We start from the raw sequence: 26201 nt of genomic DNA on the forward strand, positions 1-26201 counted from the left end.
TATGAAACCAGTTGTAGTTATGACGCAATCGAGTGAATTTAATAGTGATTTAGTGGAAATAATGCATAAGCCATTTATAGAAATTCAATCACTTGAATTTGATACTCAAGTTTTGCATCATAAATATGACTGGATTATTTTTTCTTCTAAAAATGCGGTTCGCATATTTTATAAATATTTAAATCAATTAGATGTTAAATATGTGGCTGTCATTGGACAGAAAACTGCCGAACTTTGTGAAGCGCTTAAAATTAATGTTGATTTTATACCTAATGACTACTCTCAAGAAGGATTTTTGAATCAGTTTAAAAAGGATCAACAAAGCATTCTCATACCGAGTAGTGCTGAAGCGCGTCCCAAACTCCAACATACATTAGCACAAAACAATATAGTGACTAAAATCGATTTATATAAACCTATTCCTAATGATAGGAATATTAGAGAAGTCATTCAATTGATAGAACATCACAAAGTTCATGCGTTAACATTTTCAAGTTCTTCTGCAGTAAATGCATATATAAAGCATGACGTTCCTTGTGGTTTTGATAAGTATGTTGCTATTGGGGCCCAAACTGCTAACACATTACGAAAGAACGGTCTCAAGCCATTAATAGCTGATAAACAAACTTCGGAATCACTTATAAATAAAATTATTGAAAGTTGGTATAATAATGAAATTTGATAGACATAGACGATTACGCTCATCAGAGTCAATGCGTAATTTAGTTAGAGAAAACCATGTTAGAAAAGAAGATTTAATTTATCCAATATTCGTAGTTGAAAAAGATAACGTAAAAAGTGAGATTAAATCACTTCCAGGCGTTTACCAAATAAGCTTGAATTTATTAGATGATGAAATAAATGAGGCATATGAACTAGGTATTAGAGCAATCATGTTCTTTGGTGTACCAAATGCTAAAGATGACGTAGGTTCTGGTGCATATGATCATAATGGTATTATCCAAGAAGCAACACGAAAGGCTAAAGAATTGCATAAAGATTTATTAATTGTAGCAGATACATGTTTATGTGAATATACAGATCATGGACATTGTGGTGTTATTGATGATCACACTCATGATGTAGATAATGATAAATCATTACCTTTACTTGTTAAAACAGCTATCTCACAAGTTGAAGCGGGAGCAGACATTATCGCACCAAGTAATATGATGGACGGTTTTGTTGCAGAAATTCGTAAAGGTCTAGATAATGCCGGCTATTACAATATTCCAATTATGAGTTATGGTATCAAATATGCATCAAGTTTCTTTGGTCCATTTAGAGATGCGGCTGATTCTGCACCTTCTTTTGGTGACAGAAAGACTTACCAAATGGACCCAGCGAATCGCTTAGAAGCATTTCGTGAACTTGAAAGTGACTTAAAAGAGGGCGCTGATATGATGATAGTAAAACCTGCGCTAAGTTATTTAGATATTGTAAGAGACGTTAAAAACAATACAAATATTCCTGTTATTGCTTATAACGTAAGTGGTGAGTATGCAATGACAAAAGCAGCAGCACAAAATGGTTGGATAGATGAAGAACGTGTTGTTATGGAACAAATGGTTTCAATGAAACGTGCAGGTGCAGATATGATTATTACTTACTTTGCGAAAGATATTTGCCATTACTTAGATAAATAATTAATTTTAGGAGGATTTTGATATGGGTTACGAGAAATCGATTGAAGCGATGAAAATTGCTGAAAATTTAATGCCAGGTGGCGTTAATAGTCCTGTAAGAGCATTTAAATCAGTAGATACACCAGCGATTTTTATGGATCATGCAAAAGGATCAAGAATTTATGATATCGATGGTAACGAGTATATTGACTATGTATTAAGCTGGGGACCTTTAATTCTAGGTCATAAAAACGAACAAGTTATAAAAAAACTACATGAGGCTGTTAATAGAGGAACAAGCTTCGGAGCATCTACCTTAGAAGAAAACAAACTTGCAGAATTAGTAATCGAACGCGTACCATCAATTGAAAAAGTGCGTATGGTTTCATCAGGAACTGAGGCAACGTTAGCAGCGTTAAGATTGGCTCGTGGTTATACTGGAAGAAATAAGATTATTAAATTTGAAGGATGCTATCACGGTCATAGTGATTCTTTATTAATTAAAGCGGGTTCTGGTGTTGCAACACTAGGATTACCAGACTCACCTGGTGTCCCAGAAGGTACTGCTAAGAATACGATTACAGTTCCGTATAATGATTTAGAAGCAATTAAAATTGCTTTCGAAAATTATGGAGATGATATCGCTGGAATTATCGTAGAACCAGTTGCTGGTAATATGGGCGTTGTACCTCCTAAAGATGGATTCCTACAAGGGTTACGTGAGATTACAAATGACTATGGGGCGCTATTAATATTTGATGAAGTAATGACAGGTTTCCGAGTAGGGTACAATTGTGCGCAAGGTTACTTTGGTGTAACACCAGATCTTACATGTTTAGGTAAAGTTATTGGTGGTGGATTACCAGTAGGTGCGTTTGGCGGTAGAAAAGAGATTATGGACAAAGTTGCTCCAGTTGGAAATATTTATCAAGCTGGAACATTATCCGGGAACCCATTAGCAATGACGAGTGGTTACGAAACTCTAAGTCAATTAACACCTGAATCTTATGAGTATTTCCAAGAATTAGGTGATATCTTAGAAGAAGGACTAAAAAAAGTATTTAGCAAACATAATGTCCCAATTACTATTAATCGAGCTGGTTCTATGATTGGATATTTCTTAAATGAAGGACCAGTAACTAACTTTGAAGAAGCAAATAAAAGTAATTTAGAATTGTTCAGTCAAATGTATCGTGAAATGGCTAAAGAAGGTGTATTCCTACCACCTTCTCAATTTGAGGGAACATTCTTATCTACAGCACATAGTAAAGAAGACATTGAAAAAACAATCCAAGCATTTGATACTGCTTTAAGTCGTATTGTATAATGTTATGAAATAAAATGAGGTTAGGACTTTCAACTAGATGACGTCTTAACCTCATTTTTAATGAAAGAAGTGGCTACATAATGAAAAATGTATGGACCAATAACTTTATTCTATTAGTGACTGCTATTGTTATAAGTTTGTTATTACATGTTGCGCACGTTCTTTTACCATTTATGTTCGGTCCGATTATTGCATCGATAATCGTCATTAAAGTATTTAAATTAGAGGTTAAATGGCCATTCTGGCTTAGTCAAATTGGATTGATTCTATTAGGGGTGCAAATTGGATCAACATTTACGTCTGAAGTGTTGCATGATATTAAAAATGATTGGTTGATAATTGTTGTTATTACACTATTACTATTAGTTTTATCTCTATTGATCGCCTTCTTTTTCAAAAAAATAGCAAGAGTAAACACTGAGACAGCTATATTAAGTGTCATTCCAGGTGCTTTAAGTCAAATGCTAATTATGGCAGAGGAAAATAAAAAGGCAAATATTCTCGTAGTGAGTTTAACTCAAACGTCTCGCGTTATATTCGTCGTGATATTAGTACCCTTAATTTCTTATTTCTTTAGTAGTGATGGTGGAAATGAAACAACTTCTATTAAATCACCTCCATTAACGGAAGTACTAAACTTATCACAAATAATAATATTAATGTGTTGTATTGCAATCATTTATAGCCTTATGGCTAAAATTAATTTTCCTACTAAGCAATTATTGGCCCCTATTGTCGTGTTAGTAATATGGAATTTAACTACACATCACACATTTACATTAGATAATTATATTCTTGCTACTGCACAAGTGATTTATATGATTAGAATTGGATTGCAGATTGCCAATTTACTTTCCGATTTAAAAGGTCGAATTGCCGTTGCAATCATTTATCAAAATGTCTTTCTAATTATTGGATCATTTATCATGGTATATATTGTGCACATATTTACAAATAATAATATTAATGAGTTGTTTTTAGGCGGAGCGCCAGGAGGTATGAGTCAAATTGTTTTAGTTGCTATGGCAACTGGGGCAGATGTGGCTATGATTTCTAGTTTCCACATATTTAGAATCTTTTTTATTTTATTTGTAGTAGCGCCTGTCATTGGCTTTTTCTTACGTGGTGGTATATCAAAATTTCATCAAAAAAGATAGGTTGTGTCATGTAAAGTTTAAGCGTTAGTATACTTGAAATAAGAGAGGATTGATAAAACCTTCTACGTACAATAACTATTCGACTCATTTCTTAAATTGCACTCTATGACACAACCTATATTAATTTTAAGAAGGTTTAGATGGGCATCCTTTCAAATGGGCATCATATAGACCTGCCGCTTCTAAAAATGAAAAAACAGTTACTGGTCCTAAAAATTTAAAACCATATTTTTTTAAGTCTTTAGATAATTGTTTAGCACGATCGTCAACTGTAATTCTTTCTGAGGCAGTTGTATAGTTCAAATCTATAGGTTGATGATTAACATATGACCAAAGGAAATTACTAAAACTACCAAAGTCCTTTTCTATTTCAAAATAACCTTGTGCTTGTGATACAATCGCTTCTAACTTTTTACGATTATGAACAATGTTAGGAAATTCCATTAAATCATCTATATCTTTCGTAGACATCTGAGCAATTTTGCTTGGCTCAAAGTTGTAAAATGCCTGTTCGTAAGATTGTTTCTTTTTTAAAATGGTTAGCCAAGATAATCCAGCATGTTGAGATTCTAAAGCCATTAGTTTAAATAGGGCTTTGCTATCATATATAGGTTGACCCCAAACATTGTCATGATAATCTAAGTAAGTCGGGTCTTTTGTGCTAAATGCACATTCATTCATAAATATACCTCCAAGAGATTGACTTATCACGATTTCCATTATACTATAATTAAGTAATGAAATATATTATTGGGAAGAGTAAGTTTGAATGATAGCACAGAGAGCATATGGTTGGTGTAAATATGTATAACATTCAATCTGAAGGTAGCCCACTTGAACTTTTATTGAACCATTAATTAGTAGATAAAAGCGTGTTTGAGCGTTAATCAAATTAAGTGCAAGTATATTAATTTATACTTGAATTTAGGTGGTACCACGGAACATCCGTCCTATATTATTTAGGAGGATGTTTTTTTAATTATTAGGAGGTTTTAATCGATGAATATGGAGCCTAAGTATAATCCACGCGAAGTTGAGGCTGGGCGTTATGAAGAATGGGTAAAGAATGATTATTTCAAACCCTCAGAAGACAAGTCAAAAGAGACATATACAATTGTAATTCCACCACCCAATGTGACAGGAAAATTACACCTTGGACATGCATGGGATACAACTTTACAAGATATTATTACGCGTATGAAACGTATGCAAGGGTATGACACACTATATCTACCTGGTATGGACCATGCAGGTATTGCTACTCAAGCAAAGGTAGATGCTAAATTAAAAGAACAAGGTATTTCTCGTCATGATATCGGACGCGAGAAGTTCCTAGAACACGCTTGGTCATGGAAAGAAGAATATGCGTCATTTATACGCCAACAATGGGCTAAATTAGGTTTGGGGCTAGATTATAGCAGAGAGCGTTTTACTCTAGATGATGGGTTAAGTAAGGCAGTAAGAAAAGTCTTCGTTGACTTATACAATAAAGGCATAATTTATCGTGGTGAACGTATTATTAACTGGGATCCTGAAGCTAGAACGGCTTTATCAGATATTGAAGTAATTCATGAGGATGTGCAAGGTCATTTCTATCATTTTAAATATCCTTACGCTGATGGTGATGGCTATATTGAAATTGCGACAACAAGACCTGAGACAATGTTAGGAGATACTGCCATAGTTGTTAATCCTAATGATGATCGCTACAAAGATGTAATTGGTAAGAAAGTTATATTACCAATTGTTGGTCGAGAGTTACCGATATTAGCTGATGAGTATGTTGATATTGATTTTGGTAGTGGTGCTATGAAGGTAACGCCTGCACATGATCCAAATGATTTTGAGATTGGTCAACGACATAGTTTAGAGAACATTATTGTCATGGATGAAAATGGTAAAATGAACGATAAAGCTGATAAATATGCTGGATTAGATCGATTTGAATGTCGTAAACAATTAGTTGAAGATTTAAAAGCGCAAGATCTAGTCATTAAGATTGAAGAACATGTTCATTCAGTTGGTCATTCTGAACGCTCAGGTGCTGTTGTTGAACCATACTTATCAACGCAATGGTTTGTAAAAATGAAACCGTTAGCGCAACGTTCACTTGATAATCAAAAAACAGATGATCGCATCGATTTTTATCCACCACGTTTTGAGAACACTTTCAATCGTTGGATGGAAGAAATTAGAGACTGGACAATTTCTAGACAATTATGGTGGGGTCATCAAATACCTGCTTGGTACCATAAAGAAACTGGTGAAATTTATGTTGGTGAAGAAGCGCCTAAAGATATTGATAATTGGGTGCAAGATGAAGATGTTCTAGATACTTGGTTCTCTAGTGCATTGTGGCCATTTTCAACTTTAGGTTGGCCGAATATTGATGCAGATGATTTTAAACGTTACTATCCAACTAATGCACTTGTTACTGGATATGACATTATTTTCTTCTGGGTTGCAAGAATGATATTCCAAGGTCTTGAATTCACTGACAGAAGACCATTCAATGATGTTTTACTTCATGGTTTAGTTCGAGCTGAAGACGGTCGGAAAATGAGTAAATCTTTAGGTAATGGTGTAGATCCTATGGATGTAATTGAAGAATATGGAGCAGATAGCTTAAGATATTTCTTGGCAACAGGATCATCACCTGGTCATGACTTACGTTATTCTACTGAGAAAGTAGAGTCTGTTTGGAATTTCATTAATAAAATATGGAACGGTGCGCGTTTTAGCTTAATGAATATAGGTGATGAATTTAAATTTGAGGATATCGATTTAACTGGAAACCTTTCTTTAGCGGATAAATGGATCTTAACTCGTTTGAATGAGACGATTGAAACAGTTACTAATTTAAGTGAAAAGTATGAGTTTGGTGAAGTTGGTCGTGCGCTATATAATTTCATTTGGGACGAGTTCTGTGATTGGTATATTGAAATGAGTAAAATACCAATGAACGGTGAAGATGAAGCACAAAAACAAACGACACGGTCTGTTTTAAGTTATACACTAGATCAAATTATGAGAATGTTACATCCATTTATGCCTTTTGTTACTGAGAAGATATGGCAAAGTCTTCCACATGAAGGAGAAACAATTGTAAAAGCATCATGGCCAACGGTTAGGGAAGAGCTTGTATTTGAAGAAAGTAAGCAAACGATGCAACAATTAGTTGAAATTATCAAATCTGTAAGACAATCTCGTGTTGAAGTAAATACGCCACTTTCTAAAGCTATACCTATTTACATTCAAGCCAAAGATGAAAATATTAAAGCAACACTAATTGAAAATGAAGATTATATTCATAAATTCTGTAATCCTAGTGATTTAACGATTGATACACATATTGATATTCCTGAAAAAGCAATGACTGCAGTGGTAATCGCTGGTAAAGTTGTATTACCTTTAGAAGGTTTAATTGATATGGATAAAGAAATTGCACGCTTAGAAAAAGAATTAGATAAATTACAAAAAGAACTTGATCGTGTTGATAAAAAATTATCTAATGAAAATTTTGTTAATAAAGCGCCTGAAAAAGTTATCAACGAAGAAAAAGAAAAACAACAACGTTATCAAGAAAAATATGATGGTGTGAAAAACAGAATTGAACAATTAAAAGCATAGGAGAATCGCCAATGAATTACCTAGAGAGTTTGTATTGGATACATGAGAGAACTAAATTTGGTATCAAACCTGGTGTAAAACGTATGGAGTGGATGCTAGATCGTTTGAATAACCCTCAATTAAATATTAGAGGCATACATGTTGGTGGTACAAATGGTAAAGGCTCAACTGTAGCTTATATTAGAGCCGCTTTAGTGGAAAATGGTTATGAGGTAGGAACGTTTACTTCTCCATTTATTGAAACTTTTAATGAAAGAATTAGTCTAAATGGACTTCCAATTACAAATGACGAGATTGTTGAATTAGTCGAAATAGTTAAACCAATTAGTGAAGTCTTAGAGCAGGAAACTGAACTAGGTGGTGCTACTGAGTTTGAAATCATTACAACAATGATGTTTGTATACTTTGGACAAATTCACCCAGTTGATTTTGTTGTAGTTGAAGCGGGGTTAGGTATAAAAAATGACTCCACTAATGTGTTTAACCCAATTCTCTCAGTACTTACAAGTATTGGATTAGATCATACTGATATTTTAGGTAACACTTATTTAGATATTGCAAAAGACAAAGGTGCCATTATTAAACCTAATATACCTGTGATTTATGCTGTTAAAAACGAGGAAGCATTAAAATATATTAGAGACCTAGCTGAAAGTAGTGAGGCTAAACCAATTGAATTAGACCGTGAGATTGTGGTTGTTTCACAAGACGATGAATTTACTTATCGTTATAAGGACTATGAGCTAGAAACAATTATTTTAAACATGCTTGGTGAACATCAAAAAGAAAATGCAGCGCTTGCAATTACTGCATTGATTGAGCTATATGAACAAGAAATTATTACGTTAGATTTTAATAAGATGATTGATGCTATTGAGAGTGTTAGTTGGACTGGTCGTATTGAACAAGTAAAAGAGAATCCATTAATCATTATAGATGGAGCCCACAATAACGAAAGTATTGAAGCTTTAATTGATACGATTAAGAATTATTACGATAACGAAAAAATGGACGTTCTTTTCTCGGCGATAAAAGGTAAACCAGTGCATGGCATGCTTAATAAACTAGAAGAGATCTCAAATCACCTATATTTCACTGAATTCGACTTCCCTAAAGCATTGACTAAAGATGAGTTGTCAGAACAAGTAAATTTAGAGCATATTGAATTTATTGATGATTATGTTTCTTTTATAAACAATTATGATGGCAATGGGTTATTAATTACAGGTAGTTTATATTTTATAAGTGAAGTAAAAAGTAAAACTGAATTTTAAATTTGAAATAGTATATCCTCAAGTCATTTAGGCTAACTTTATACCTATGTGACTCGGGGATATTTGTTTATCACTAAATTTTAGTTATTGATAATGAGATTAACATTTTTATTAAATACTATTATTTATTTATAAAATAAATGATACAACTCATTTACTTTCAAGATTAAATAGTTATAATTAATTTAGGTGATGCTAGTATTTTTAATATCTTATGTTTGTAGTGTTTTGTTTAGTTTTTTATACCATCTTACCAATACTAACAGTTTGAATTTGAATTATCTGGTTAGGCGTTCCAAGTGTGATCATTGCGGTCGTAAATTAGGTTGGTTCGAATTAGTACCTATATTTAGCTTTTTTTATTTTAAAAGGAAAATCTCATTGTTGTAATCAAAAGTTAAAACGTCATTATATTTTTGGAGAATGCTTTGCCTTCTTAATTATCCCTTTAATAATTAATTTTGATACTAATGTACACTTCTCTCTGTTTATTACTACTTATTTATTCCTTCTTACAATGGCATTATATGACCTTCAAACATTAACAATTAATATAGTCATGATAATTCTATATACTATTGTATGTGCAAAAATCACGATGATTTATTTTTCAACCTTTATATTCTTCACTTTAATATTTCATCTATACTATTTTCTTTTTCCAAGACAAATAGGATATGGTGATATATTACTTTTAAGTATCTTATCTTGTTTTTTTCCATATCACTTTTATTTGATATTTCTCCTTTATACGCTTTTAATCGCTATTATAGTTTCTTCAATTTTATTAATAATGAAACAGCAAACTTATATTCCATTTGTACCATTCATGTTTATTGGTTTTATAATGACAAATTATTTATACCAGAACACGCTATTATACATTTAGAAAGGTTGATCTAGTTTGAGAATTAAAAGTATGGCAAAGTCTGAATTACCTAGAGAGCGTCTTATTCACAATGGAGCAAAAAGTTTATCCAATAGTGAGTTATTAGCAATTCTTATAAATACAGGAAGACACGGATTTTCAAGTTTAGATATTGCTAATGAATTACTGATTAGCTTTAATGGTTTGAAAGAACTAAAACATTTATCAATTAATGATTTAACAACAATTAAAGGAATTGGACTCTATAAAGCAGTCATCCTTAAAGCTGCTTTTGAATTAGGTGAAAGAATGTATGCTAGAGATTTTAATGAAAAAATTAAAATAACATCACCAAGTGATGTATCTAATATTATGATGTCAAAAATGAAAGATTTGACTCAAGAACATTTTGTAGTACTTCTATTAAACTCTAAAAATATTGTGATAAAAGAAGAAACGATTTACAAAGGGACATTGAATTCTTCAGTAATACATCCACGCGAAGTTTTCAAAGCAGCTATTAGAGCATCTAGTAATGCGATTATAGTTTTGCATAATCATCCTTCTGGCGATGTCACACCTTCTAAAGAAGATATAGAAACAACAATTAGGTTAAAGGAATGTGGTGAATTACTAGGAATTCAAGTCCTTGATCATATAATTATTGGTGATCAAAAATATGCTAGTTTAGTAGAAGAAGGTTACTTTGACTTGAGAAATTAATGGTATCATTTGTTTAAAATATTAGTAATCCTGTATAATTATGGTTGAAAAATTTTATAGAGGTGCATTATGACATTATTTTTAATAATAGGGATTTTGATACCAGTAGTTTATGTTCTTAGACTGACAATCAAAGAACATACGATTGGACTCAAGGAAATGTTCACGACAATTGTTTTATCTATGATAGGAATTGTCATATTTACTGTGATAGGTGTACTAATTAGCGGTCAAAATATTAATATAGCATCATTAATTTTTGCCTCGTTAATTACAGGGGTAATATGGGGACTATTATTATCAGGTGTATATAAATTATTTAACTATCTGACACATACATTTAAAAAATAAAACTAGCCATTGCAATATCAATCCTACAAAATTGAGACATGGCTAGTTTAATAATTTATTGAATATAGGCTGATAGTACTTGGAAATTTTCCATAATCCAAAGTATGCCTTGATATCCTAAATATAATCCTAATAATATTAAGGCTGCAGATATTATAAATCTAAGAATTGCAAACCCAACTCTAAATAACAATATCACAAGTAATGCAATTAAAATGATACTCACAATACTCATTATCAACACTCCTCATGAATATCCATAAACGATAATATAATCTTATTATAAAGCATCCATGATTAATTTGGAATCATACTTTAGTACATACCATTATCATGCTAAAGACTGATGTTGATATTATATTGTTCTATTATAATAATAAAGATTACTATTGGAGGGTATTTAATGCGGTTTTTTCTTAGTATTATAAAAAATACCATTGCAGTTATAGCTATTATTTGTATTATATATTTTGCATTAAAATATGCACCATTTCTAAGAGATCAAGATTGGAATCCGATAAATCATTCTATAAACAATGAGCAGTTGAATAACTTACCAAACAATTTAGATCGTCCTCATAACATATCAACAAATGGTAAGCGTTATGTGCTTGAGGATAATGATATTTTACAAAATATCCCGGCAAGTCAAACAAGAAATGTATTTAAATACATAGATAAGAAAGAGTTTATGGCGGTATCAGGCTTAGGAAGAATGGGATATAATGAAAATTACATTGCTGGACAACGTAATGACGAATTCATTATTTATAAATTTGGTAGTGATCAGATAAAAGTATATCGAACTGAAATAGAAATGGAACAAGATTTGAATGCACTTGGTCAATATATTGAATTAAAGCCTTTTGATGCATATTAATTAAGTTTTCATAATTGAACTAGTTTATTTTCTACGTTATGGTTAAGTTATAAACTATATTTCAAAGGTTGGTGTGATACATGTCTGAACAATCTAAAGAAAAACAAGCAAATGAACAAGCTAAAGCACAAAATCTTTTCGCTAAATGGAGAAAAGATGAAAAACTTTATAGTGACGATGATAAAAAGGATAAAGATAAATAACTAAATTGAGTTCATACTGAGTTTATTAAGATTAGGTACCACTAACTATTTTACGCATTGCGAAATAGTCGTGCTATCTAATCTCTTTTTTATTCAAAGATGTTGATATAGAATGAACTTAGTGCTTTATTTCAAACAACGAGTAATATAAAATAATAAAGGATGATTTAAATTAGAATTTGTAGAGGTGTTATGAGTGCAAAAGTTTTTTAAAAATAACAAATTAATTGTTGTTTTTTGTGCTGTTATAATTTTTATTGCACTGATTGGTTTGTCCTTAAGGTCACATACACAATCACCTCCTGAACAATATGTGGGGGATTCTGTTTCTCTTGGGCAAAGAGTCGTGAGCTATCCTGTCAATTTTGTTACTGGAGCGATAAATAATCTTTTTAGCTCAAATAAAACAACTGACAACAAGAAAATAAAACAACTAGAGGCTAAAAATGAAAAGTTAGAAGCGGAAAATAAAGATTTAAAAAAAGAATTAGATATGACTGATATTTCTAAATATGATCCAATTTCTGGTGCTGTAATCGCTAGAAATGCTGATCAATGGATGAATACAGTAATCATTGATAAAGGAAATAAAGACGGTGTTAAATCAAATATGGCTGTAATGACAGCTGAAGGTTTAGTTGGAAGAGTAACGAAAGTTAACCAATTTTCAGCACAAGTAGACTTATTATCTACTAACACTAGAACAGGTAAATTGTCTGTTAACATTCAACACGATTCTAAAAATGTATTTGGTTTAATCGATCACTATGATAAAAAGAATCAAGAACTAATCATTGGCAATATCAATAATAAAAATAAGATTTCAAAAGGCGATAAGGTCGTAACTAGTGGGTTAGCCGATCAATTACCAAGTGATTTATACATAGGTGAAGTGACCAAAGTTGAAAATGATGAGTACGGATTAGCAAAAGAAGTTAGAGTTAAAACAGGCGCTAATTTATCCGATATTAGCCATATATATATCGCCAAAAAAGATCCTGACAATGCTTCCGATGAAAGCAGGGACAATTGATGAGAGTATTTTTGTACTTAATCGTTGGTGTAGTACTGTTTTACATTGACAGTATCATTGGACTTCTAATCCCAATGCATTTTGGTCATTTCGAGTTTAATTTTATTCCTCATTTAATTTTGTTGTATATATTGTTGATAACGATTTATCGTGGCTTTGGAATCGGATTAATATTCGCAATTCTGTTTGGAATCGTAACTGATATATATGTCGGCAGTGTCTATGGATTATATATGTTTGGTTACTTAGCACTTGTCGTTATATTTGATAAATTTCTCAAAGTTTTTTATCGAGACTATACAATGATTTGTATTTTGAGTATTATTAGTATTATTGTTTTCGAAATTTACGTAGCAATTATTTATGGTGTGATTGGATTCGCTAATATTGATATAATCAATTTCACTTTATTAAGAATGATTCCAACTATTATATTAAATGTCATTTTACTTATTATACTTTTCCCAGCTTTTATAAAATTTATGAAAAAAACTCATATACAAGATTGACACCGGTATTTAGTAATGGTAAGATGCAATAGTTGAGTAGTTTTATAGCTACATACAACCGCTCAAATATAGGTTTAAGAACATTTTTTTATGTCACCTATATATGGCGTGACTTATTAATATAGGAGGTGCAAAGTATGTTTGCTATTATCGAAACAGGCGGTAAACAAATTAAAGTAGAAGAAGGTCAAGAAATCTTCGTTGAAAAATTAGATGTTAATGAAGGTGACTCATTCACATTTGATAAAGTATTATTTGTAGGTGGCGATTCAGTTAAAGTTGGTGCCCCAACTGTTGAAGGTGCTACTGTTACTGCTACAGTTAACAAACAGGGTCGCGGTAAAAAAATCACTGTATTTACGTATAAACGTCGTAAAGACTCTAAACGTAAAAAAGGCCATCGTCAACCATATACTAAATTAACTATTGATAAAATCAAGGCTTAATTTATGATTACAATTGACATCACTATTAATGATAGTGGAAAAGTAACAGACGTTATTATGGATGGTCATGCTAATCATGGTGAATATGGACATGACATTGTTTGTGCAGGTGCTTCAGCGGTTTTATTTGGAAGCGTTAATGCAATTCTAGGTTTAACTTCTGAGAAACCAGACATTGACTATGAGGATGATGGAGGTCATTTTCATATTAGAAGTGTAGATACAAACAATGAACAAGCGCAATTAATTCTTCAAGCAATGTTAGTTTCTTTACAAACGATTGAAGATGAATATAATGAAAATATCAGATTAAATTACAAGTGAGGTGTATCCCGATGTTAAAATTAAACTTACAGTTCTTCGCATCTAAAAAAGGGGTAAGTTCTACTAAAAACGGTCGTGACTCAGAATCAAAACGTTTAGGTGCTAAACGTGCTGATGGTCAATACGTTACAGGCGGTTCTATTTTATACCGTCAACGTGGTACAAAAATTTATCCTGGTGAAAATGTAGGTCGTGGTGGCGATGATACATTATTCGCTAAAATCGACGGCGTTGTTCGTTTCGAACGTAAAGGTCGCGACAAAAAACAAGTTTCTGTATACGCAGTAGCTGAATAATTTTTGTCTAGTTAACACCAGAAGTGAATGCTTCTGGTGTTTTATTTTGTTTTAATACAAAAGTGTAACTTTATAGTGTTAATTTTTCATGCTTTAATGGATAATGATATAATGTTGTCATTAAAGAACAAATCGTAAAAGAGGTGAGATATATGTTTGTCGATCAAGTTACAATATCTCTTAAAGCTGGTGATGGTGGTAATGGTATCACTGCCTATAGAAGAGAGAAATATGTACCATTTGGAGGACCAGCTGGTGGCGACGGTGGTAAGGGCGCATCAGTTGTTTTTGAAGTAGATGAGGGATTAAGAACATTATTAGACTTTAGATACCAACGTCATTTTAAAGCTAAAAAGGGCGAAAATGGGCAAAGTAGTAATATGCATGGTAGAGGTGCAGACGATTTAGTGTTAAAAGTACCTCCTGGTACAATAATCAAAAGTGTGGAAACTGATGAAGTATTAGCTGACCTTGTTGAAGATGGCCAACGTGCTGTCGTAGCTCGTGGTGGACGAGGTGGACGAGGTAATTCTCGTTTTGCTACACCTAGAAACCCAGCACCAGACTTTAGTGAAAATGGTGAGCCAGGTGAAGAATTAGATGTAACATTAGAGCTTAAATTATTAGCAGATGTTGGATTAGTTGGATTCCCTAGTGTTGGTAAATCAACATTATTGTCAATAGTTTCAAAAGCTAAACCTAAGATTGGTGCGTATCATTTTACTACAATTAAGCCAAATTTAGGTGTCGTTTCAACACCCGACAATAGAAGTTTTGTTATGGCCGATTTACCAGGTTTAATTGAAGGCGCTTCAGATGGTGTTGGATTAGGACATCAGTTTTTAAGACATGTTGAACGTACAAAAGTGATTGTTCATATGATAGATATGAGTGGGTCAGAAGGTAGAGATCCATTTGATGATTACCAAATTATAAATAAAGAATTAGTAAATTATAAACAACGATTAGAGGATAGACCTCAAATTGTAGTAGCTAATAAAATGGATATGCCCGATGCACAAGATAATTTAACTTTATTTAAGGAACAAGTAGATGATAGCGTTACGATTATTCCTGTTTCTACAATTACAAGAGATAATATTGAACAGTTATTATACGCTATAGCAGATAAATTAGATGAAGTTAAAGATATTGACTTTAGCGTTGATAACGATGAAGAAATAGGTGTTAACCGTGTACTTTATAAACACACGCCTTCTCAAGATAAATTCACTATCACTAGAGACGACGATGGTGCGTATGTAGTAAGTGGTAATGCAATTGAGAGAATGTTTAAAATGACAGACTTTAATAGTGACCCAGCAGTAAGAAGGTTTGCTAGACAAATGCGTTCAATGGGTATTGATGATGCATTGAGAGAACGTGGCTGTAGTAATGGAGACATCGTTAGAATTTTAGGTGGAGAATTTGAATTTGTAGAATAGGAGTGCTAACAGTGGACAACAATGATTATAAAAAGTTTTACTTGATACGTGAAGATGTCTTGCCTGAATCAGTGGTAAAAACATTAAAAATTAAAGATGCTTTAAAAAATAATCCGGAATTGTCCATTTATGAAGCTGTTAAATTATTTGATCTTTCACGTAGTGCATTTTATAAATATAGAGAAACAATCTTCCCTGTAGATGAAAAAATGTTAGATCATCGTGAATTTACGCTTATTCTTTATGTTAATGATATTGTAGGGATGTTAGCACAAGTACTTAATACGGTTTCTAAATTGCAATTATCTGTTCTTACTATACATCAAAGTGTACCAATGGAAGAGAAAGCTACGATAACATTATCACTTAGCGCAAAAGATACCACCATTTCAATTGATGAAATTATAAAGGCACTAAGAAATATTGAACATGTTTCTAAAGTTGAATTAATAAGTATGAGTATGTAAGGAAGGTAACGAATGTACGCTTATATTAGAGGTAAATTGACGCAATTATTTCCAACGCATGTAGTTGTTGAATCAATTAATGGGGTTGGATATGAAATTCAGACTCCAAATTCCTATCGATTTCAAAAATATTTGGAGAAAGAATTAGTAATTTATACATCTTTAATTGTTAGAGAAGATGCTCAGTTACTTTATGGATTTATTAATGAAGAAGAAAAAGATATGTTCTTAAGTTTAATCAAAGTTACAGGTATAGGTCCAAAGTCTGCATTAGCAATTTTAGCTACTAGTACACCAAATGAAGTTAAAATGGCAATTGAAAATGAGAATGATGCTTATTTGACTAAGTTTCCAGGTATTGGTAAAAAAACTGCACGTCAAATTGTGCTAGATTTAAAAGGCAAAGTTCAAATTACAAGAGAAACAACTGAGACACTTTTAAGTATGAATGAAGAAAATTCAAATAGCGAAAACCTAGTTAAAGAAGCATTACTCGCCCTAGAGGCTTTAGGTTACTCAAAACGAGAAATTTCTAAAGTTGAAAAAGTACTCAACAAATCAACATTTGATTCTGTTGATGAAGCAGTAAAACTAGGACTAAAAACACTTGTGTCTTAAATTATAAAAAAATCATATTATTTACAACTACTAATGTAACTGGGGGGAGAAACTATGGATGACAGAATGGTTGATCAAGCTTTGCATAGTGAAGAAACTTCTTTTGAATTATCACTTAGACCAACAATGTTAAAACAATATATTGGGCAATCATCAATAAAAAACAACTTAGAAGTATTCATTAAAGCAGCTAAACTACGTGAAGAGCCATTAGATCATGTACTTCTATTTGGACCACCAGGATTAGGTAAAACAACACTATCCAATATTATCGCTAATGAAATGAACGTTAATATAAGAACTGTCTCAGGTCCATCATTAGATAGACCAGGTGACTTAGCAGCAATACTATCTGGTTTGCAACCTGGGGATGTACTATTCATTGACGAAATTCATCGTTTAAGCAGCACAGTTGAAGAAGTTTTATATTCAGCGATGGAAGATTTCTTCATTGATATTATCATTGGAAAAGGTGATGAGGCTCGTAGTATTAGAATAGATTTGCCTCCATTTACGCTAGTAGGTGCGACTACACGGGCTGGAAGCTTAACTGGTCCACTAAGAGATAGATTTGGCGTTCATTTGAGATTAGAATATTATAATGAGAATGATTTAAAAGAAATTATAATTCGAACAGCAGAAGTGTTAAACACAAAAATTGATGATGAAAGTGCAACTGAGTTAGCTAAACGTTCACGAGGAACGCCTCGAGTCGCAAATCGTTTATTGAAACGCGTTAGAGATTTTCAACAAGTCAATGAAGATGAACAGATTTATATTGAGACTACTAAACAAGCTTTACAATTGCTTCAAGTAGATGCAGAAGGTTTAGACTACATTGATCATAAAATGATGAGATGCATCATTAATCAATATGATGGTGGTCCGGTGGGTCTTGATACCATAGCTGTTTCTATCGGTGAGGAGCGTATAACAATTGAGGATGTCTACGAGCCTTTTTTAATTCAAAAAGGATTTATAGAACGTACACCTAGAGGTAGAAAAGCTACTGCATTTGCATACGAACATTTCAAAAATTTTAATAAATGAGGGATAAAAAATGAATGTTGAGGAATTTGATTATGACTTGCCTGAATCATTAATTGCTCAGACCCCTTTAAAAGATAGAGACCAAAGTAGATTGTTAGTGTTAGGTAGAAACAGTGGTAATATTGAACATAAACATTTTAAAGATGTCATTAATTACTTGGAAACTGGTGATACACTTGTCTTAAATGATACACGTGTTATGCCTGCACGATTATTTGGTTTAAAAGAAGAGACTGGTGCAAAAGTTGAAATGCTAATGCTTACTCGAATTGAGAATAATGATTGGGAAGTTTTACTTAAACCAGCAAAGCGAATTAAAGTGGGGAATAAGTTGTCTTTCGGAGAGGGTAAGATTATAGCTGAATGTATAGAGGAATTGGATCAAGGTGGACGTATCATGCGTTTGCATTATGAGGGAATTCTTGAGGAAAGATTAAATGAACTCGGTGAAATGCCTTTACCACCATATATAAAAGAACGATTAGATGATCCTGACCGCTATCAAACTGTCTACGCTAAAGAAAGTGGTTCTGCAGCAGCACCAACAGCAGGGTTGCATTTTACAGATGAACTTTTAGATGAAATTAGAGCAAAAGGTATAAATATTGCATTTATAACATTGCATGTTGGATTAGGAACATTTAGACCTGTAAGTGTTGAAGATATTAATGACCATGAAATGCATAGTGAATATTATCAAATGACCCAAGAAACAGCTAACTTATTAAATCAAACAAAAAAAGAAGGTCATAGAATCATTTCTGTAGGTACAACCTCAACAAGGACTCTAGAGACTATTCGTCGTGATTACAATGAATTTGTAGCTGTTAGTGGATGGACTGATATTTTTATATATCCAGGATTTACATATAAAGCTATAGATGGTTTAATTACTAATTTCCATTTACCTAAATCAACTTTAGTTATGCTTGTATCAGCATTTAGTAGTCGAGAAAACATTTTAAACGCATATAAAGAAGCTGTTAAACTAGAATATAGATTTTTCAGTTTTGGAGATGCGATGTTAATTATTTAATGAATGAGAGGTATTAAATATGCCAGCAGTAACTTATGAACATATAAAGACTTGTAAACAATCAGGTGCACGTTTAGGTATCGTTCATACACCGCACGGTTCTTTTGAAACGCCTATGTTTATGCCAGTAGGAACAAAAGCAACTGTTAAAACAATGAGTCCTGAAGAATTAAGACAAATAGAAGCGAAAATAATATTAGGAAATACATATCATTTGTGGTTACAACCTGGAAATGATATTATCAAACAAGTTGGGGGTCTACATAATTTTATGAATTGGGATGGCCCTATTCTTACTGATTCAGGTGGTTTCCAAGTATTTAGTTTGAGTAATCTTCGTAAGATAACTGAAGAGGGTGTTGAGTTTAGACACCATACAAATGGATTGAAGTTATTTTTAAGTCCAGAGAAATCAATGGAAATACAAAATGACTTAGGTTCAGATATAATGATGGCTTTCGATGAATGTCCACCTATGCCTTCTGAGTATAAGTATGTTAAGGATTCAATTGAACGCACTACGAGATGGGCTGAGCGTTGTTTAAACGCACATAAGCGCCCAGAGGACCAAGCACTCTTTGGTATTATTCAAGGTGGCGAATATAAAGATTTAAGAGAACAAAGTGCTAAGGAATTAGTCGCTTTAGATTTTCCTGGATATGCTATTGGTGGGTTGTCGGTAGGCGAACCTAAACCAGTTATGTATGAAATGGTTGAACATACAGTGCAATATATGCCAGATGATAAACCTCGTTATTTAATGGGCGTAGGTTCCCCTGATGCATTAATTGAATGTAGCATACGTGGCATGGATATGTTTGATTGTGTATTACCAACGCGTATTGCTAGAAATGGTACATGTATGACTTCAAACGGAAGATTAGTAATTAAGAATGCTAAATATGCAAACGATTTTAAACCACTAGATGAAAATTGTGATTGCTACACATGTAAGAATTATTCACGTGCTTATATCAGACATCTGATTAAAGCTGAAGAAACTTTCGGTATCCGTCTTACTACTATTCATAATTTACATTTTCTGCTAAAATTGATGGAAGATATTAGACAAGCTATTCGAGAAGATCGTCTTTTAGATTTTAAAGATGAATTCTTTGAACAATATGGGCTTAATGTAGAAAACCCTAAAAATTTCTAATAAGGAGACAACATAATGAACGTTTCAGCACTTATTTTACCTATAATTTTAATTATAGTATTTTATTTCTTTTTAATTCGACCTCAACAAAAACGTGCAAAAGAACATCGTGAAATGATTAGCCGAATCGAATCTGGTCAACGTATTACTACTATTGGTGGCTTGAAAGGAACTGTTAAAGCTGTTGATGAAACTACAGTTGTTATCACAGTTAATGGTCATGGAACAGAAATGACTTTCGAAAAACCAGCAATTAAACAAGTAGACCCTTCTTAAAGTTAAGGGGAAATGAAATTTATTTATTTAAAACTGTCGACAAAGTTCATACTATGTTGACAGTTTTTATATTATATGTATATGTGTAATAATCTTAATTTCACTAAAAGATGTAGTATGTTAATATAGATAGGTCATGTAATAACTATGTAATTTTTAATTAACTTGCACATGGTTTGTTAAAAGATTATTCTTAGTACATAAGTAAACAATGAGGTGTTCATGTGAAGAAATTTAGTAGGATAATTGCATTCATACTAATTGTAGCCGTTTTGTTTGTCGGAATGGGGCTTACATATAAGAATGTAGTTAAAAATGTAAATCTCGGACTAGATTTACAAGGTGGATTTGAAGTTCTTTATCAAGTTAAACCACTTGATGGGGATAAAAAAATCGATGAAAAAGCCTTGCAATCTACTGCTAGAACTTTGGAAAACCGTGTTAACGTGCTAGGTGTTTCTGAGCCTCACATTCAAGTTGAGGATCCAGATCGTATCAGAGTTCAATTAGCAGGTGTAAAAGATCCTGATGAGGCACGTAAAATATTATCTTCTCAGGCTAATTTAACTATTCGTGATGCCAATGATAAAGTTAAATTAACTGGTAAAGATATTGTACAAGGTTCAGCTAAACAAGAATTTAAGCAAGGTACTAATGAACCAGCTGTTACATTTAAATTAAAAGATCGTGCTAAATTTAAAAAAGTAACAGAAGAAATTTCGAAAAAACAAGAAAATATGATGGTAGTATGGCTTGATTATAAAAAAGGTGATAGCTACCATAAAGAGATAGAAAAACCTGAAGATAAACGTAAATACGTTTCAGCTGCATCAGTAGATCAACCTATTAATTCTGATAGTGTTGAAATTTCAGGTGGATTTCATGGTCAACAAGGTGTGGAAAGAGCTAAACAAATTGCAGAATTACTGAATGCTGGTTCACTACCTGTTGATTTAAAAGAAATTTATTCTAATTCAGTAGGTGCACAGTTTGGTCAAGATGCACTTGATAAAACAATATTTGCATCAGCGATAGGCGTAGCAATTATATATCTATTTATGGTCGGTTTCTATAGACTACCTGGTTTAGTTGCTATCATCGCATTAACTGTTTATATTTATCTTACATTAGTAGCATTTAATTTCATTTCTGGTGTTCTTACATTACCAGGATTAGCAGCTCTCGTACTCGGTGTAGGTATGGCTGTCGATGCTAACATAATTATGTATGAACGGATAAAAGATGAATTACGAATTGGTAGGACGTTAAAACAAGCCTACTCTAAAGCAAACAAGAGTTCTTTCTTAACGATATTTGACTCGAACTTAACTACAGTTATTGCTGCAGGTGTATTATTCTTCTTCGGTGAAAGTTCAGTAAAAGGTTTTGCGACAATGTTACTTTTAGGTATTCTTATGATATTTGTAACAGCAGTATTTTTATCAAGAGGTTTATTATCATTACTTGTATCATCTAATTACTTTAAGAAGAAATTCTGGCTATTTGGAGTTAGTAAGAAAAATAGACATGATATTAATGAAGGTGTAGATGTTCATGATCTTAAAACTTCATATGAAAAGTGGAATTTTGTTAAATTAGCCAAACCATTAATCGGATTCAGTATTCTGATTTTGATTGTTGGTATTGTGATTTTAAGTATATTCAAATTAAACTTAGGTATTGATTTCTCTGCAGGTACGCGTGTTGATATCGACTCTGATACAAAATTGTCTCAACCTAAAGTTGAACGTACGATGAAAGACATGGGATTAACTCCAGATCAAGTTCAAATTAATGGTAGTGACAATAAACAAGCAACTGTGCAATTTAAGAAAGATTTATCTAAAAATGAAGTTGTAGAACTTAACAAAAAAGTGAACAATGAATACGGTCATAAACCAACTGTAAATACAGTATCACCAATGATTGGACAAGAATTAGCTAAAAACGCTATGAAGGCTCTTATCTATGCGGCAATAGGTATTATTATCTATGTTTCACTAAGATTCGAATGGAGAATGGGTCTATCATCAGTATTAGCATTACTGCATGACGTCTTTATGATTGTTGCATTATTCAGCTTACTTCGTTTGGAAGTTGATATTACATTTATTGCAGCAGTACTAACTATCGTAGGTTATTCAATTAATGATACGATTGTAACATTTGACCGTGTAAGGGAAAATCTGCATAAAATTAAAGTCATTACTAAACCAGAGCAAATCGATTACATCGTTAATCGCTCTATTCGTCAAACAATGACTCGTTCCGTTAATACTGTTTTAACGGTAATTGTTGTCGTAGTTGCGATTTTAATATTTGGGGCATCAAGCTTATTCAATTTCTCATTAGCATTATTAATTGGATTAGTATCTGGTGTATTCTCTTCAGTATTTATCGCTGTTCCTTTATGGGGTATAATGAAGAAACGACAACTTAAAAAAGCAGATAACGGTAAATTAACGGTATACAAAGAGAAAAAATCAAATGATGAAAAGATTTTAGTATAAATTATTAGGGAGTAGGACATTGCATTCAATGTTCTACTCTTTTTCTAGTATCATTAATAGTTTTATCAACTAAACGTTGTTTACTTTTTATTTAGTTGAATTTTCGGTATAATGGCTTTTGGAAAAAGGGAGGATAATTACATGATTAAATCTAAATATAACTGGCTCTATGAACCTCCAACAGAATACATAAATGAAACTTTAATAAAAAAATATCAATTAACACCGATTATAAAAAAACTGCTTGAAAGTAAATCGATAACTGATGATGAGTCAATTAAAGCCTTATTAGATGAAACTATCATTAACCACGATCCATGGCTATTAAGTGATATGGAAAAAGCGGTGACTCGAATCAATGAAGCAATTGATAAAAATGAGCGTATATTGGTATATGGTGATTATGATGCCGATGGTGTCACTTCTACAACTATATTAGTTAAAACATTGCAGACATTAGGGGCTGAAGTGGGTTGGTATATTCCTAATCGATTTTCAGAAGGTTATGGTCCTAATGAACTTGCATTTAGAAATGCATATGATGAAGGCGTGTCTCTCATCATAACTGTCGATAATGGCATACAAGGTCATAAAGAGATTGAAATGGTACAAAAGCTAGGAGTTGATGTCATAGTAACTGATCATCATGAAATTGGACATACTTTGCCTGAAGCGTATGCCATCGTACATCCAATGCATCCAGAGTATGAATACCCATTTCACTTTTTATGTGGTGCTGGTGTAGCTTACAAACTGTCTCAAGTTTTATTAGACAATCCTCCTAATTATTTTGTAAGTTTAGCTGCGATTGGTACTATAGCAGATTTAGTGTCAATGACAGATGAAAACCGCTCTATAGTAAAACAAGGTTTATCATTTTTAAATCAAAGCTGCCCGATTCAAATTAAAGCATTACTTAACCAAGCTGGTTATAATGACACGATTAACGAAGAAACTGTAGGTTTTATTATAGGGCCGCGACTTAATGCCGTTGGTAGATTAGAGGATGCATCATTAGCTGCTGAGTTATTAATGACCGAAGATGAAGAAGAAGCTGAATTTCTTGCTGAACAAGTAGAACATTTTAATGTTGAACGTAAAGAAATAGTAGCTCAGATAACTGATGAGGCACTAGCCATTGCTGAAGAAAAAGTAAATAATGGCAATCAATTTTTACTATTAGCTAAAGAAAATTGGCATGAAGGTGTCTTAGGTATAGTAGCATCTAAAATTGTTGAGACATATGCATTACCTACCTTAATTTTGAATATTGATTTAGAACAAAATCATGCTAAAGGATCAGCTCGTAGTATAGAACAAGTTTCAATGTTTGAAATTTTGAGTGCACATCAAGATTTAATTTCTAAGTTTGGTGGTCATCATATGGCTGCGGGTATGACTATGGAGATAGATTATATTGAAGCATTAGAGCAAGGATTAAATGACTGGATGTTTAAATTATCAGAACATACGTCACTAGAGCCGACAAAACATGTATCAGTTAAATTAGAAGAGAATGATATTTCTATAAATAACATTCGTGATATTCAAAGACTAAGTCCATTTGGCACAGACTTTGAAAAACCATTATTGGAAATTGATGATAATGAAGTCGTTGATGTTAGAGCAATTGGAAAAGATAAAAACCATTTAAAATTAGTAACCGGTCAGTTACAATTACAAAGCATATTTTGGAAAAATGGTCAGTTAGCAACTCAAATTGAACCTGGTCAACCAATCAATCTACTAGGAAATTTACAAATCAATGAATGGAACGGAAATCAATCACCACAGTTTATTATTCAAGATATAGCAACGAATAATGAACAAATATTAGATTACCGAAGTAAACGTAAACAATTAAATATAGACCCAAACGATACTAAAGTTGCTTTTTTAATACACCCTAAAAAAGAAAAATTGAATCATAATTACTATTATTATGGTGATAAAATCGATCAAGAACATGAAGTAGTAATTTTAAGAGACTTGCCCAATGATTTAGACAGTCTTAAAGATAGTCTCAAAAACTTAAATTATTCACAACTCTATTTAGTACTGCAACATCAGCAGAGTATATATTTTGATGGTATGCCCACGTCAAATCAATTTAAAAGCTGTTTCAAAGCGCTAATGACCAAAAAAGAAACCAATCTTGAACAAGAGGGTATGTTACTGTGTCAACATTTGAATGTTAAACCTAATATTTTAAAATTTATGCTTAAAGTATTTTATGAGTTAGGTTTTGTTACAGAAGAAAATGGTATAATTAAAATTGTAGATAATGCTAACAAACAAAATATTGAAACAAGTCGCGTTTATCAATTAAGACAATCAAGAATGGAAGTTGAGAAACTTTTACTATATGATGATTTCACGCAACTAAAAACTTGGATCAAATCACAGAAGGGTTAGTAAATAGGAGGAAATAGATAAATGGATTTAAAGCAATATGTTTCGGAAGTGCAAGATTGGCCTAAACCGGGGGTAAGTTTTAAAGATATAACTACAATTATGGATAACGGGGAAGCTTATGGTTATGCTACCGATCAAATTGTAAAATATGCTAAGGACAGAGATGTAGATGTTGTTGTAGGTCCGGAAGCTAGAGGATTTATCATTGGATGTCCAGTAGCGTATTCAATGGGCATTGGTTTTGCACCTGTTAGAAAAGAAGGTAAATTACCTCGTGAAGTCATCCGATATGAATATGACTTAGAATATGGTACAAATATTTTAACGATGCACAATGATGCCATTAAACCAGGGCAGCGTGTACTTATAACTGATGACTTATTAGCTACTGGTGGTACTATTGAAGCAGCTATTAAATTAGTTGAAAAACTAGGAGGCATCGTCGTAGGTATTGCATTCATAATCGAACTTAAATATTTAAATGGTATCGAAAAAATTAAAGATTATGATGTTATGAGTTTAATTTCATATGATGAATAGATGACTAGAATAAAAAGACATATTAACATGTTTTTAATG

General features: G+C 32.4%; 27 protein-coding genes and 2 other annotated features. Of the genes, 25 read left to right on the forward strand and 2 right to left on the reverse strand.

From position 1 onward, the window contains the following. The first annotated feature begins 1 nt into the window (after position 1). The 4 genes from EQ029_RS05855 to EQ029_RS05870 all read left to right on the forward strand — a co-directional run bounded on the left by EQ029_RS05855 (position 2) and on the right by EQ029_RS05870 (position 4109). Entirely contained in the window at positions 2–682 is a 681-nt protein-coding gene (locus EQ029_RS05855) for a uroporphyrinogen-III synthase (protein ID WP_011275556.1), read from the forward strand. Next, a complete protein-coding gene (hemB, locus tag EQ029_RS05860; protein ID WP_011275557.1) occupies positions 672–1646 on the forward strand; it encodes a porphobilinogen synthase in 975 nt (324 codons plus the stop codon). The genes EQ029_RS05855 and hemB overlap by 11 nt, the downstream gene beginning before the upstream one ends. A 22-nt stretch (positions 1647–1668) precedes the next feature. After that, on the forward strand, positions 1669–2952 hold the full coding sequence (gene hemL / locus EQ029_RS05865; protein ID WP_011275558.1) for a glutamate-1-semialdehyde 2,1-aminomutase: 1284 nt from the start codon (positions 1669–1671) through the stop codon (positions 2950–2952). 80 nt (positions 2953–3032) lie between these two features. Then, positions 3033–4109, forward strand: a complete 1077-nt coding sequence (locus EQ029_RS05870) for an AbrB family transcriptional regulator (RefSeq protein ID WP_033080135.1) — start codon at positions 3033–3035, stop codon at positions 4107–4109. A 126-nt stretch (positions 4110–4235) separates the two neighbouring features. Here EQ029_RS05870 and EQ029_RS05875 read toward each other — a convergent pair whose 3' ends face one another. Further along, positions 4236–4790 (reverse strand): DNA-3-methyladenine glycosylase I, encoded by a 555-nt coding sequence (locus EQ029_RS05875; protein WP_011275560.1) that lies wholly within the window; start codon positions 4788–4790, stop codon positions 4236–4238. A 56-nt stretch (positions 4791–4846) separates the two neighbouring features. Continuing rightward, positions 4847–5065 (forward strand) — a binding site (T-box leader). Positions 5066–5108: 43 nt separating this feature from the next. Here EQ029_RS05875 and EQ029_RS05880 point away from each other — a divergent pair. From EQ029_RS05880 to radC, 4 genes are all read left to right on the forward strand, one after another. Next, the gene (locus EQ029_RS05880) at positions 5109–7739 is read left to right on the forward strand and encodes a valine--tRNA ligase (RefSeq protein ID WP_011275561.1); all 2631 of its coding nucleotides are present in this window, start codon (positions 5109–5111) and stop codon (positions 7737–7739) included. An 11-nt stretch (positions 7740–7750) separates the two neighbouring features. Next, entirely contained in the window at positions 7751–9013 is a 1263-nt protein-coding gene (locus EQ029_RS05885) for a bifunctional folylpolyglutamate synthase/dihydrofolate synthase (RefSeq protein ID WP_011275562.1), read from the forward strand. A gap of 192 nt (positions 9014–9205) precedes the next feature. After that, the gene (locus EQ029_RS12920; protein WP_080388604.1) at positions 9206–9403 is read left to right on the forward strand and encodes a prepilin peptidase; all 198 of its coding nucleotides are present in this window, start codon (positions 9206–9208) and stop codon (positions 9401–9403) included. 514 nt (positions 9404–9917) lie between these two features. Continuing rightward, positions 9918–10604 carry a RadC family protein gene (gene radC / locus EQ029_RS05895; protein ID WP_011275564.1) on the forward strand — a complete coding sequence of 229 codons (687 nt, stop codon included), beginning with the start codon at positions 9918–9920 and terminating at the stop codon, positions 10602–10604. A 406-nt stretch (positions 10605–11010) separates the two neighbouring features. Here radC and EQ029_RS05905 read toward each other — a convergent pair whose 3' ends face one another. Continuing rightward, positions 11011–11190, reverse strand: a complete 180-nt coding sequence (locus tag EQ029_RS05905) for a hypothetical protein (RefSeq protein WP_011275566.1) — start codon at positions 11188–11190, stop codon at positions 11011–11013. Between the two features lie 168 nt (positions 11191–11358). Here EQ029_RS05905 and EQ029_RS05910 point away from each other — a divergent pair, with 168 nt between their 5' ends. The 17 genes from EQ029_RS05910 (at position 11359) to EQ029_RS05990 (ending at position 26162) form a co-directional block, all read left to right on the forward strand. Continuing rightward, positions 11359–11835 (forward strand): DUF4930 family protein, encoded by a 477-nt coding sequence (locus tag EQ029_RS05910; RefSeq protein ID WP_011275567.1) that lies wholly within the window; start codon positions 11359–11361, stop codon positions 11833–11835. Between the two features lie 80 nt (positions 11836–11915). Then, a complete protein-coding gene (locus EQ029_RS12755) occupies positions 11916–12038 on the forward strand; it encodes a hypothetical protein (RefSeq protein WP_011275568.1) in 123 nt (40 codons plus the stop codon). 196 nt (positions 12039–12234) lie between these two features. Then, positions 12235–13071 (forward strand): rod shape-determining protein MreC, encoded by an 837-nt coding sequence (gene mreC, locus EQ029_RS05920; RefSeq protein ID WP_011275569.1) that lies wholly within the window; start codon positions 12235–12237, stop codon positions 13069–13071. Beyond that, a complete protein-coding gene (mreD, locus tag EQ029_RS05925; RefSeq protein WP_011275570.1) occupies positions 13071–13580 on the forward strand; it encodes a rod shape-determining protein MreD in 510 nt (169 codons plus the stop codon). Before mreC ends, mreD begins: the two co-directional genes overlap by 1 nt. Before the next feature lie 46 nt (positions 13581–13626). Beyond that, positions 13627–13704, forward strand: a sequence feature (ribosomal protein L21 leader region). Between the two features lie 13 nt (positions 13705–13717). Further along, positions 13718–14026: a 50S ribosomal protein L21 gene (gene rplU, locus EQ029_RS05930; protein WP_011275571.1), complete on the forward strand. Its 309-nt coding sequence runs from the start codon at positions 13718–13720 to the stop codon at positions 14024–14026. A gap of 3 nt (positions 14027–14029) precedes the next feature. Further along, on the forward strand, positions 14030–14350 hold the full coding sequence (locus tag EQ029_RS05935; protein WP_011275572.1) for a ribosomal-processing cysteine protease Prp: 321 nt from the start codon (positions 14030–14032) through the stop codon (positions 14348–14350). Between the two features lie 11 nt (positions 14351–14361). Further along, complete coding sequence (rpmA, locus tag EQ029_RS05940; RefSeq protein WP_011275573.1) at positions 14362–14646, forward strand: 50S ribosomal protein L27; 285 nt, start codon at positions 14362–14364, stop codon at positions 14644–14646. A gap of 152 nt (positions 14647–14798) precedes the next feature. Next, entirely contained in the window at positions 14799–16091 is a 1293-nt protein-coding gene (obgE, locus tag EQ029_RS05945) for a GTPase ObgE (protein WP_011275575.1), read from the forward strand. A gap of 11 nt (positions 16092–16102) precedes the next feature. Continuing rightward, the gene (locus EQ029_RS05950; protein ID WP_011275576.1) at positions 16103–16558 is read left to right on the forward strand and encodes an ACT domain-containing protein; all 456 of its coding nucleotides are present in this window, start codon (positions 16103–16105) and stop codon (positions 16556–16558) included. 12 nt (positions 16559–16570) lie between these two features. Continuing rightward, complete coding sequence (gene ruvA / locus EQ029_RS05955) at positions 16571–17176, forward strand: Holliday junction branch migration protein RuvA (protein ID WP_011275577.1); 606 nt, start codon at positions 16571–16573, stop codon at positions 17174–17176. A gap of 54 nt (positions 17177–17230) precedes the next feature. Further along, complete coding sequence (ruvB, locus tag EQ029_RS05960) at positions 17231–18226, forward strand: Holliday junction branch migration DNA helicase RuvB (protein ID WP_011275578.1); 996 nt, start codon at positions 17231–17233, stop codon at positions 18224–18226. A gap of 10 nt (positions 18227–18236) precedes the next feature. Next, positions 18237–19262 carry a tRNA preQ1(34) S-adenosylmethionine ribosyltransferase-isomerase QueA gene (gene queA / locus EQ029_RS05965; RefSeq protein WP_011275579.1) on the forward strand — a complete coding sequence of 342 codons (1026 nt, stop codon included), beginning with the start codon at positions 18237–18239 and terminating at the stop codon, positions 19260–19262. A gap of 19 nt (positions 19263–19281) precedes the next feature. Next, positions 19282–20421 (forward strand): tRNA guanosine(34) transglycosylase Tgt, encoded by a 1140-nt coding sequence (gene tgt, locus EQ029_RS05970; RefSeq protein WP_037558157.1) that lies wholly within the window; start codon positions 19282–19284, stop codon positions 20419–20421. 15 nt (positions 20422–20436) lie between these two features. Beyond that, a complete protein-coding gene (gene yajC / locus EQ029_RS05975; RefSeq protein WP_011275581.1) occupies positions 20437–20697 on the forward strand; it encodes a preprotein translocase subunit YajC in 261 nt (86 codons plus the stop codon). Positions 20698–20921: 224 nt separating this feature from the next. Next, positions 20922–23207, forward strand: coding sequence for a protein translocase subunit SecDF (gene secDF, locus EQ029_RS05980; protein WP_057504824.1), 2286 nt, complete (start codon positions 20922–20924; stop codon positions 23205–23207). A gap of 141 nt (positions 23208–23348) precedes the next feature. Beyond that, positions 23349–25622, forward strand: a complete 2274-nt coding sequence (gene recJ / locus EQ029_RS05985) for a single-stranded-DNA-specific exonuclease RecJ (RefSeq protein ID WP_033080139.1) — start codon at positions 23349–23351, stop codon at positions 25620–25622. 21 nt (positions 25623–25643) lie between these two features. Continuing rightward, a complete protein-coding gene (locus EQ029_RS05990) occupies positions 25644–26162 on the forward strand; it encodes an adenine phosphoribosyltransferase (RefSeq protein WP_011275584.1) in 519 nt (172 codons plus the stop codon). Positions 26163–26201: the final 39 nt, after the last annotated feature.

This window comes from Staphylococcus haemolyticus (assembly GCF_006094395.1).
Classification (GTDB): Bacteria; Bacillota; Bacilli; order Staphylococcales; family Staphylococcaceae; genus Staphylococcus; species Staphylococcus haemolyticus.

Bases quoted from the DNA above. Each gene is read 5' to 3' on its own strand.
- EQ029_RS05855 (WP_011275556.1), top strand. From the start codon at position 2: ATGAAACCAGTTGTAGTTATGACGCAATCGAGTGAATTTAATAGTGAT.
- hemB (WP_011275557.1), top strand. From the start codon at position 672: ATGAAATTTGATAGACATAGACGATTACGCTCATCAGAGTCAATGCGT.
- hemL (WP_011275558.1), top strand. From the start codon at position 1,669: ATGGGTTACGAGAAATCGATTGAAGCGATGAAAATTGCTGAAAATTTA.
- EQ029_RS05870 (WP_033080135.1), top strand. From the start codon at position 3,033: ATGAAAAATGTATGGACCAATAACTTTATTCTATTAGTGACTGCTATT.
- EQ029_RS05875 (WP_011275560.1), bottom strand. From the start codon at position 4,790: ATGAATGAATGTGCATTTAGCACAAAAGACCCGACTTACTTAGATTAT.
- EQ029_RS05880 (WP_011275561.1), top strand. From the start codon at position 5,109: ATGAATATGGAGCCTAAGTATAATCCACGCGAAGTTGAGGCTGGGCGT.
- EQ029_RS05885 (WP_011275562.1), top strand. From the start codon at position 7,751: ATGAATTACCTAGAGAGTTTGTATTGGATACATGAGAGAACTAAATTT.
- EQ029_RS12920 (WP_080388604.1), top strand. From the start codon at position 9,206: ATGCTAGTATTTTTAATATCTTATGTTTGTAGTGTTTTGTTTAGTTTT.
- EQ029_RS05905 (WP_011275566.1), bottom strand. From the start codon at position 11,190: ATGAGTATTGTGAGTATCATTTTAATTGCATTACTTGTGATATTGTTA.
- EQ029_RS05910 (WP_011275567.1), top strand. From the start codon at position 11,359: ATGCGGTTTTTTCTTAGTATTATAAAAAATACCATTGCAGTTATAGCT.
- EQ029_RS12755 (WP_011275568.1), top strand. From the start codon at position 11,916: ATGTCTGAACAATCTAAAGAAAAACAAGCAAATGAACAAGCTAAAGCA.
- mreD (WP_011275570.1), top strand. From the start codon at position 13,071: ATGAGAGTATTTTTGTACTTAATCGTTGGTGTAGTACTGTTTTACATT.
- rplU (WP_011275571.1), top strand. From the start codon at position 13,718: ATGTTTGCTATTATCGAAACAGGCGGTAAACAAATTAAAGTAGAAGAA.
- EQ029_RS05935 (WP_011275572.1), top strand. From the start codon at position 14,030: ATGATTACAATTGACATCACTATTAATGATAGTGGAAAAGTAACAGAC.
- rpmA (WP_011275573.1), top strand. From the start codon at position 14,362: ATGTTAAAATTAAACTTACAGTTCTTCGCATCTAAAAAAGGGGTAAGT.
- obgE (WP_011275575.1), top strand. From the start codon at position 14,799: ATGTTTGTCGATCAAGTTACAATATCTCTTAAAGCTGGTGATGGTGGT.
- ruvA (WP_011275577.1), top strand. From the start codon at position 16,571: ATGTACGCTTATATTAGAGGTAAATTGACGCAATTATTTCCAACGCAT.
- ruvB (WP_011275578.1), top strand. From the start codon at position 17,231: ATGGATGACAGAATGGTTGATCAAGCTTTGCATAGTGAAGAAACTTCT.
- queA (WP_011275579.1), top strand. From the start codon at position 18,237: ATGAATGTTGAGGAATTTGATTATGACTTGCCTGAATCATTAATTGCT.
- tgt (WP_037558157.1), top strand. From the start codon at position 19,282: ATGCCAGCAGTAACTTATGAACATATAAAGACTTGTAAACAATCAGGT.
- yajC (WP_011275581.1), top strand. From the start codon at position 20,437: ATGAACGTTTCAGCACTTATTTTACCTATAATTTTAATTATAGTATTT.
- recJ (WP_033080139.1), top strand. From the start codon at position 23,349: ATGATTAAATCTAAATATAACTGGCTCTATGAACCTCCAACAGAATAC.
- EQ029_RS05990 (WP_011275584.1), top strand. From the start codon at position 25,644: ATGGATTTAAAGCAATATGTTTCGGAAGTGCAAGATTGGCCTAAACCG.